Raw genomic sequence first — 7,970 nt, 5'->3', positions numbered from 1 at the left:
TCTGCGTTATGTAAAGTCATTAGGACAAACTCCCCCGTCGCCCAGTATCCAGGACCGACCGGTAAATGCACAGCGGCACCCTCGGACCTCGGCTGTGCCCGCCCTGGGGGCAAGTCAGATCAAAATGTCACCTGATCGCGCGGCAGTCCCCTGCCAGCACTGGCTCGACGAGACTGACCGACAACACCTTAAACCGATTGACGCCAATAGGAGCATCCGTTCCTGCGACAGTTCCTCAGAAACCGGTAGGGCTCTGGCCGGCCGGAGTGCTTTGGCAGGATGAGGCCATGAGCATCGATGTCAAGGCCGCGCGCGAGGACACCCGGGGGACGGGGCACGTCACCCACCTCAACAACGCAGGTAGCTCCCTGGCTCCGCACCCGGTGATGGACACCGTGGTCGGACACTTGCGCCGTGAGGAGGAGATCGGCGGGTATGAAGCCGCCGCGGAGGCCGAAGAACGGATCGCGAGCGTGTATTCGTCCCTGGCTCGATTGATCGGCGCGACCCCGGGCGAGGTCGCCGTGCTGGAGAGCGGGTCCACCGCGTGGGCCGCCGTGGTGTCCCGCCTCCCGTTGACCGGTCGGCGCATTCTGCTGGGCCGCACGGAGTACTGGCACAACGTGCTGGTCCTGCGTCAGCTGGCCCGCCGCGACGGCCTTGAGCTGGTGGTGCTCGACGACGACGCGCACGGGCAGGTGGATGTGAAGCACCTGCAGTGCGAGCTGGACCGGGGCGGGGCCGGGATGGTGGCCCTCACCCACGTGCCCATGGGCGGGGCGCAGGTCCAGCCGGCGGCCGAGGTGGGCCGGGCCTGCCGGGCTGCTGGCGTGCCGTTCGTGCTGGATGCCTGCCAGTCGGTGGGGCAGCTGCCATTGGACGTGGAAACGCTTGGTTGCGACGTCCTGGTCGGTACCGGGAGGAAGTTCCTGCGCGGGCCCCGGGGCACCGCCTTCGTGCACGTGCGCCGCGAGCTGCTGGACCGGCTCGAACCCGCCCTGCACGACCGGCACCGCTCGGCCGGTGGCACAGACAAGATCGAGGCCCGGGCGCTGGAGAGCTGGGAGACCAATGTGGCGGGCCGGTTGGGGTTGGGCCGGGCGGTGGACTACGCCCTAACGCTGGGGCTGGAGCCAATCCGTGGACGGGTCACCACGCTGGCCGAGGCCCTGCGGGCCCGGCTCGCGGCGGTGCCCGCGGTGCGGGTGCACGACCGGGGGCTCCGCCGCGGCGGGATCGTGACGTTCTCCGTCGACGGGCGAACGGCCGAGCAGGTGAAGAACCAGCTGAGCAGGCAGACAATCAACGTCTCCACCGTTGCGCTGCCGCCGTCGGCTGCTCCCCTGGTCCTGGACCCGGCCCCCGAGCAGCAGACCGTGGCGGTGCGGGCATCGGTGCACTACTACAACACCGAGGACGACCTCGACCGGCTGATCACCGCGCTGCCTTGAGCAGGGGCGGGTTCTGTCCGTCGAGGGACGATGGGGCGCACGTCCACGTGGTCGGCGGTGGCGTTGAGCACGGATCCGTCCGGGACCTGGCGCCATCCCGGACCGTCGTCGGAGGGCTCGCTGGCCACCACGGTCCCGGCGCCGTCGCTGCGCCAGCACAGGGTGTCCCCGGCGGCCGTGGCCGCGATCGTGGTGCCGTCGGTAAGCAGGAGGTTGAACCGGCCGGTGGTGGCGGCCGAGACGTCGGCGACCACCGTGGCCAGTGCCTCCGGCGCGGCAGTCCCGGCGGCGAGCCGGTCCTGGACCAGGGCCCACAGCAGGGCGGAGTCGACGCGCGCCTCCAGGCTCAGCAGCCGGGTCGGAGGCAGCCCGGCGGCCAGGGCCTCCACGGAGGTCGGCCAGCCGTCCACCCGTCCGTTATGGCTGAACAGCCAGTTGCCGTCCGTGTAGGGGGCGGCCGCGGCCTCGTCGGGGGTGGTGCCGGGTGTGGCCGAGCGCACCGCGGCCAGTACCGCGGTGCTGGTGGTCACCCGGGCCACGTCGGTGAAGGAGGCATCCGCCCACATCGGTACCGCCCTCCGGTATCGGGCCGGCACCGGGTCCCCGGGGGCGTACCACCCGGCGCCGAAGCCGTCGGCGTTCATGGTGCCGTTGCGTTGGCGCCGCGGCGCCCAGGACTGGGTGAGCAGCCCGTGCGCCGGGGCCAGCAGGAGGTCCGCTAAAGAGGTCGGCGGGCCGAGGAAGGCCAGATGGCGGCACACCCGTCTACCGCCCCTCGGCCGCGGCGTCGCGGGCGGTACGGAAGCCGGTGAAGATCTGCCGCCGGATGGGGTAGTCCCAGTTGCGAAACGTTGCCCGGCAGGCGGCCGCGTCGGTGGCCCAGGACCCGCCGCGCAACACCTTCTGCTCGGATCCAAAGAACACCTCGCTGTACTCCCGGTAGGGGAAGGCACGGAACCCCGGGTACGGGAGGAAGTCGCTGGAGGTCCACTCCCACACGTCGCCGATGAGCTGGCGCACGCCCAGCGGGGAGGCGCCGTCGGGGTAGGAGCCCACCGGCGCCGGGCGCATCGCCGTCCCGCCGAGGTTGGCGTGGCGGGCCGTTGGCTCCTCGTCCCCCCATGGGAAGCGCCGGGACCGGCCGGTGCCCGGGTCCCACCGGGCGGCCTTCTCCCACTCCGCCTCGGTGGGCAGCCGGCGTCCGGCCCACCGGGCGTAAGCCTCGGCCTCCCAGTAGGACACGTGCTGGACCGGTTCGTCGTCGGGCACGGCTTCTTCGACGCCGAAGCGCCGCCGCCACCATTGTCCGCCCTCGCGCCGCCAGAACCCGGGGGCGCCGAGCCCCGTGCGCTGCCGGTGCGCCCAGCCCACGGGGCTCCACAATTCCTTCCGGTCGTAGCCGCCGTCGGCCACGAACCCCGCGAACTCAGCGTTGCTGACCGGTACGGTGTCGATCCAGTAGCCCGGCACGTGTACCTCGTGAGCGGGGCGTTCATTATCCAGGGCCCACGGCTCCACGGAGGAGCCCATGGTGAAGGGCCCCGCGGGCACGTGCACCTCCCGCGGCAGATTCGCTCCCCGGGTGCCGAGCACGGCCGGATCCAGCGGCTGCGCGTGCAGCACCGGTTCCCCGGCGCGCAGTTGGTGGGTGGCGAGCATGGTCTCGGCGTGCTGCTGCTCGTGCTGGATGATCATCCCGAAGGCGAAGCCGGCCTCCAGCAGGGGCGAGCCTTCCAGGGGCACGCGGTCCAGGATGTCGAGGGCCTTGGCGCGGACCTCGCCGATGTAGGCGCGGGAGTCGGCCGGGTCGAGCAGCGGCAGCGACGGGCGGGCGCTGCGGGAATGCTCGAAGGCGTCGTAGAGGGAATCGATCTCCGGGCGCAGAGGATCCAGCCCGCCCACATCCCGCACCAGCCACAGCTCCTCCTGGCTGCCCACATGGGCCAGGTCCCACACTAGCGGCGACATCAGCGGGGAGTGCTGGGCGAGGAGCTCCTCCTCATCGCAGGTGGTGAGCGCGTGCACCCGGCGGCGGGACCGTTCCAGGCCGCAGGCGATCCGTTCCTTGAGCGCGCCGGCGGCCTCGGGGCCGTGCGGGGGGAAACCGGGGTGGTTCATGCGGCGTTCTCCTTGTCGTCGGTGATGTCCCAGAAGTTTCCGGTGCGGTGCCAGTGCTCCAGCCGCTCGTCGGCCGGGCACCGCCCACGGGCCGTATGGCGCTCGAGGAAGCGCTCCACCAGGAAGCGGGTGCGGGCGTCGACGCCCAATCGGCCAAGTGCCCCTAGGGCGGCCTCCGCGCATAAAAGCCCAGCACGTGCCAGCGCCGGCTCGGCCATGGCGTTCCGGGCAGCGGCGCGCATCGGGTCTATCAAGACGCCCACCGGGCCGCAGGCTTCGGCCGCTGCGTCCGCGGCCTGCTCATCGTCCACCACCGCGGTGGTGATCGCCGCCACTGCTTCCCAGTCGGCACCAGCCTGAGCGTCGATCACCCGGATCTCCAGGAAACCGCGCGGACGCACGAACGGGAACAGGGTGCTGAGGTGATAGTCCAGATCGGCGCGGGTCACCGGCCGTGGGCCCTGCCCGCGCAACCACCCCCGCATCGTCAGGCCGCGGGGTGCGTCCCAGGACCCGTCGTGGGACGGGATGCACAGCACCGAGGCGTCCAGCGCGTAGTCCGCCCAGGCCTGCGCCGGATCGCCCGAGGGCGGCACCGGGGCGGTGCGGGACGGGTCGGTGGCCAGCCACACCGACTGCCGGGTGCTGGCCCAGCCACTGGGAGTGCCGTTGCGGAAAGGTGAGTTGGCGAACAGTGCCACCAGTACCGGAGCCAGCCGGTGCAGGCGCTGCCACCGCTGCACCGCGCTGCCCGTGCCGGTGCCCGGCAAGCCGGCGTCCAGGCACACCTGCAAGGAGGCGGTGGAGCACATCATCGTGCGCCCGGCCACCCCGTCACGGTCGAAGTGGCGTTCCATGGTCGCGTACCGCGGATGCTCCAGCGTGCGCGCCGGGGCGCGCACCGGGTCCATCCCCAGCGGCCCGAACCGCAGTCCGGCATCGGCGAACCGCCCGTCAATCGCCGCCAGGTCGGCCCGCACCGCACCGATCACGGAGGGAAGGTCCGGTGCGCAGGCTGAGCTCAACTCCAGCTGACCGCCCGGTTCCAGGGTGATCGCCCCGGCACCCGGCAGATGGCCCTCAAGGCCTGCGGCCACCGCCCTGACCTCGGGCACCGGCACCGGGCGGGCGCAGTTACCGGCGTCGTGGATGGTGCGCTCCAGTTCCAGCCCCACGGCCCCGGCGGGTCCAGTCCGGAAACAGCCGGCAGTCACATGCTCCTCGGCCTCCGCCTCGGAGAGCACCTCGAGATCGTGTTCCAGACCTGGATGGATCATGACCACACCTCGCCCTTTCAATGGACACCCCCGGGGACTGACAACGACCTCCAGTACCGGCCTCAGGGATCACCGGCAACGGGCGCACCTGCTCGTGGCCGCAGCCGTCAAGAACGCGCAATGCACCGTGCATGACGCCTCGCTGCTCACGGCATGACAGCCAGCCTTCCGGGGACAACCGAAATACTCAACCCGTACCGCCACGATCGCCGCTGCTTCCCGAGGCGTCATGTCTGGCCGAGGACCGGCCAGAGCGGAAAAGACACGCAGCCCGCCACACACGCGCCGAAGGCCCCACCAGCGCCTGTCCGCCTCATCCGTGCTGACCGCTGACCGTGAAGACCGGGCCAGAGCTCGCCGCGTCGCATAAGCTGACCATCACGCCAAATCAGGGCCGGACACTCTCGGTGGAGGAACCTGACATCGGGAGGCCCCAGCGGAAGCACAGCAGCAGGTCACCGGCGGCAACACCATGCGCTGGTGCGAACACGGGAGAGGGAAGCCCATCCCTTGCTGCACGGAATCCCGGCCTCACCGACGCCATCGGGCCACGGCATGCCTTTCATCACGGGTCCAGCTTGACCCGGCAGATGCCCCGGTGGGCACCTGCGAGACACCAACTGATAGGAAAATCACGATGACCCTTGGTGCTGCAACCCGCCCAGCTGCTGTTCCCGTATTGACCCTGGGCGCAGCCCTGCTTCTGGGGCTGACCGCCTGCGGGGGTGGCGGGGACCCCCTCGCCGGGGACGGCGGGTCCTCGGAGTCGGCGGTGGAGACCGTGACCGTGGGCTCGGCCGACTTCCCGGAGAACGAAATCCTGGCCCAGCTCTACGCCGGAGCACTGGAATCAGCCGGGATCCAGACCGAAACCAACCTCAGCATCGGTTCCCGCGAGGCCTACGTCGGGGCCGTCCAAGACGGCTCTATCGACGTCATCCCGGATTACTCCGGCAACCTCCTGCTCTTCGCGGACCCCGAGGCCACCGCCAGCTCCGCCGAGGAGATCATGGACGCCCTGCCCGAGGCCCTGCCCGGGGACCTCCTCGTCCTGGAACCGGCGCAGGCGCAGAACAAGGACACCCTGGTCGTCATCCCCGAAACCGCCCAGCAGTACGAGCTGGAGAGCATCTCCGATCTGGCCGAGGTCTGCGACCAGCTGGTGCTGGCCGCTACCCCGGAATTCGCCGAACGGGCCTACGGGCTGAAGGGGTTGGAGGAGAACTACGGGTGTGTGCCGGCTTCCTTTGAGCCGATCAACGACGGCGGCGGACCTCTGACCCTCCAGGCGTTGTTGGACGGGGACGTGGACGTCGCTGACATCTTCAGCACCACACCCTCGATCGCCGAGAACGACCTCGTGGTCCTGGAGGACCCGGAGAACAACTTCATCGCCCAACAGGTTGTGCCCCTCACAGCACAGGATCGGCTGCCGCAGGAGGCTGTGGACGCCCTGAACGATCTCTCCGGCAAGCTCACCACGGAAGATCTGATCGGGCTCAACCAGCAGGTCAGCGGAGAGAACCCGATCAGCACCGCCGACGCCGCACAACAGTGGCTGTCCGCCAACGGCTACTGAGCCCAGCAACAGCACACCATCCCAGCTACACATGGTCCTCATGGAAGGCAGTCCTTGTTGGGGTCGCCAGTGAAACTCGGTCAAGTAGAACAGGAGAACGTCATGGAGCATGTTGGTTCGCTGACCGGACGGGTGGCGTTGGTGACTGGGGCCAGCAGTGGTCTGGGTCGGGCCGCTGCGTTGGCGTTGGCTGGCGCGGGTGCTGATGTGGCTTTGCTGGCCCGTTCGGAACCCGACCTTGGGGACACTGTCGAGCAGATCCGCCTGCTCCCTCACGAGGGTGTCGGGCGGGCGGTGGCCGTCCCGATCGATCTGGCCAGCCCCGAGGCGATCACCGCCGCCGTTGAGCACATCCACCACCAGCTGGGTCCGGTGGAGATCTTGGTCAACGTAGCCGGCACCGATGCCCCCGGGCCGATCGAGGAGCTTGATGTCACCGGGTGGGATCGGGTGATGAACGTGAACCTGCGCGCGGTGTTCCTGCTCTCGAAGGCTGTGTTCCCGCACATGCGGGCCCATGGTGGGGGCACGATCATCACCGCTGGTTCCGTGGCCGGCCGGCGGGGTTGGGCCGACGCCGGGGCCTACTGTGCCTCGAAGTTCGCCCTTACCGGTCTCACCCAGACCCTGGCCGCCGAAGGGAAACCACATCGGATCAGGGCGACCCTGCTCTACCCCGGGGCCATGGACACCCACTGGGGCGCCTGGACCCCCGAAAACCGAAAACCAGCAGACGGGGACACCCCCACTGCAGAGTCGATGCCGCCGGAGCACGTGGCGCAGTTGATCACCTGGATCGCGGTCTCGCCACCGGATCTGGTGCTCAACGAAGTCACCGTCACCCCGCTCCTGGAGGCCGGCTGGCCCTGAGCTGCTCCCGACGATGGCCGTGAACGACCACAGCCCCGGGTGGCGGAGACGCTGTGAGCGCCCAGCGGTCAACCTCAGCTCCCGTGGACCGCCCCGACCGGAGCCGCCACCCGCAACGCCCACCAAAGGACCCCGCTGATACAGCTGCTGTGACTGAGTGGCCGATATGTGAGCCATATGTAAAGCGGTGGTAGCGCTCTTCGGATTCATCGCTGTGTTCATCCATATCTGAACATCAATGATGACCTCATAGGTAACTGCAGATTTGCTCGGCGTCGCACTGGGCGGGGTCGCCTTGGGAGGCGGCCTGGTAGTGCTCGGCCACGGAAGTCCGCAGAGCGGTGAGCTCAGCGATGTGCTGGTCGAGGTCAGTGAGTTGCTGGGCGAGCTGGGCGGCTACGTGGGAACACGGGGCCTGTCCGGCGTCGCGGATCTGCAGGATGTTCCGGATCTCGGCCAAACTGAGTCCGGCGGCCTTGCTGCGGCGGATGAACTGCAGGCGGGCGAGGGTCTCTGGTGGGTAGTCGCGGTACCCGTTGGGACCGCGGTGCACCGGGGGCAGCAGTCCTTGCTGTTCGTAGAACCGCAGGGCTTTGGTGGTCATGCCGGCGGCTGCGGCCGCTTCACCGATCCGCACGGTGCACCTCGATCCTGGACTGTTCTGTGGCCTTCCAC

Annotated in this window: 7 protein-coding genes; 3 read left to right on the top strand and 4 right to left on the bottom strand. The window is 69.5% G+C overall.

The genetic code is table 11. The annotated features are described in order from the left end of the window. Positions 1-287: 287 nt before the first annotated feature. Positions 288-1,451: an aminotransferase class V-fold PLP-dependent enzyme gene (locus tag E7Z53_RS18720; RefSeq protein WP_176338577.1), complete on the top strand. Its 1,164-nt coding sequence runs from the start codon at positions 288-290 to the stop codon at positions 1,449-1,451. On the opposite strand, the gene egtC is transcribed toward E7Z53_RS18720, so the two are convergent. The 3 genes from egtC to E7Z53_RS18705 are packed head-to-tail and all read right to left on the bottom strand — an operon-like array spanning position 1,403 to position 4,846. Further along, positions 1,403-2,212: an ergothioneine biosynthesis protein EgtC gene (egtC, locus tag E7Z53_RS18715; protein ID WP_176338576.1), complete on the bottom strand. Its 810-nt coding sequence runs from the start codon at positions 2,210-2,212 to the stop codon at positions 1,403-1,405. The two genes, E7Z53_RS18720 and egtC, sit on opposite strands and share 49 nt — an antisense overlap. Positions 2,213-2,216: 4 nt before the next feature. Continuing rightward, complete coding sequence (egtB, locus tag E7Z53_RS18710; RefSeq protein WP_176338575.1) at positions 2,217-3,569, bottom strand: ergothioneine biosynthesis protein EgtB; 1,353 nt, start codon at positions 3,567-3,569, stop codon at positions 2,217-2,219. Next, the gene (locus E7Z53_RS18705; RefSeq protein WP_062737348.1) at positions 3,566-4,846 is read right to left on the bottom strand and encodes a glutamate-cysteine ligase family protein; all 1,281 of its coding nucleotides are present in this window, start codon (positions 4,844-4,846) and stop codon (positions 3,566-3,568) included. Before E7Z53_RS18705 ends, egtB begins: the two co-directional genes overlap by 4 nt. Before the next feature lie 637 nt (positions 4,847-5,483). Here E7Z53_RS18705 and E7Z53_RS18700 point away from each other — a divergent pair. Continuing rightward, positions 5,484-6,425: an ABC transporter substrate-binding protein gene (locus tag E7Z53_RS18700; RefSeq protein WP_176338574.1), complete on the top strand. Its 942-nt coding sequence runs from the start codon at positions 5,484-5,486 to the stop codon at positions 6,423-6,425. Between the two features lie 102 nt (positions 6,426-6,527). Continuing rightward, positions 6,528-7,295: an SDR family oxidoreductase gene (locus tag E7Z53_RS18695; protein WP_176338573.1), complete on the top strand. Its 768-nt coding sequence runs from the start codon at positions 6,528-6,530 to the stop codon at positions 7,293-7,295. Positions 7,296-7,542: 247 nt separating this feature from the next. Here E7Z53_RS18695 and E7Z53_RS18690 read toward each other — a convergent pair whose 3' ends face one another. Next, positions 7,543-7,932, bottom strand: coding sequence for a heavy metal-responsive transcriptional regulator (locus E7Z53_RS18690; protein WP_095650746.1), 390 nt, complete (start codon positions 7,930-7,932; stop codon positions 7,543-7,545). Positions 7,933-7,970: the final 38 nt, after the last annotated feature.

Origin of the sequence: Kocuria salina, from assembly GCF_013368965.1 — a bacterium.
Lineage (GTDB): Bacteria > Actinomycetota > Actinomycetes > Actinomycetales > Micrococcaceae > Kocuria > Kocuria rosea.
The sequence above is the reverse complement of the archived record's forward strand: the minus strand, read 5'-3'. Positions and strand labels throughout refer to the sequence as shown.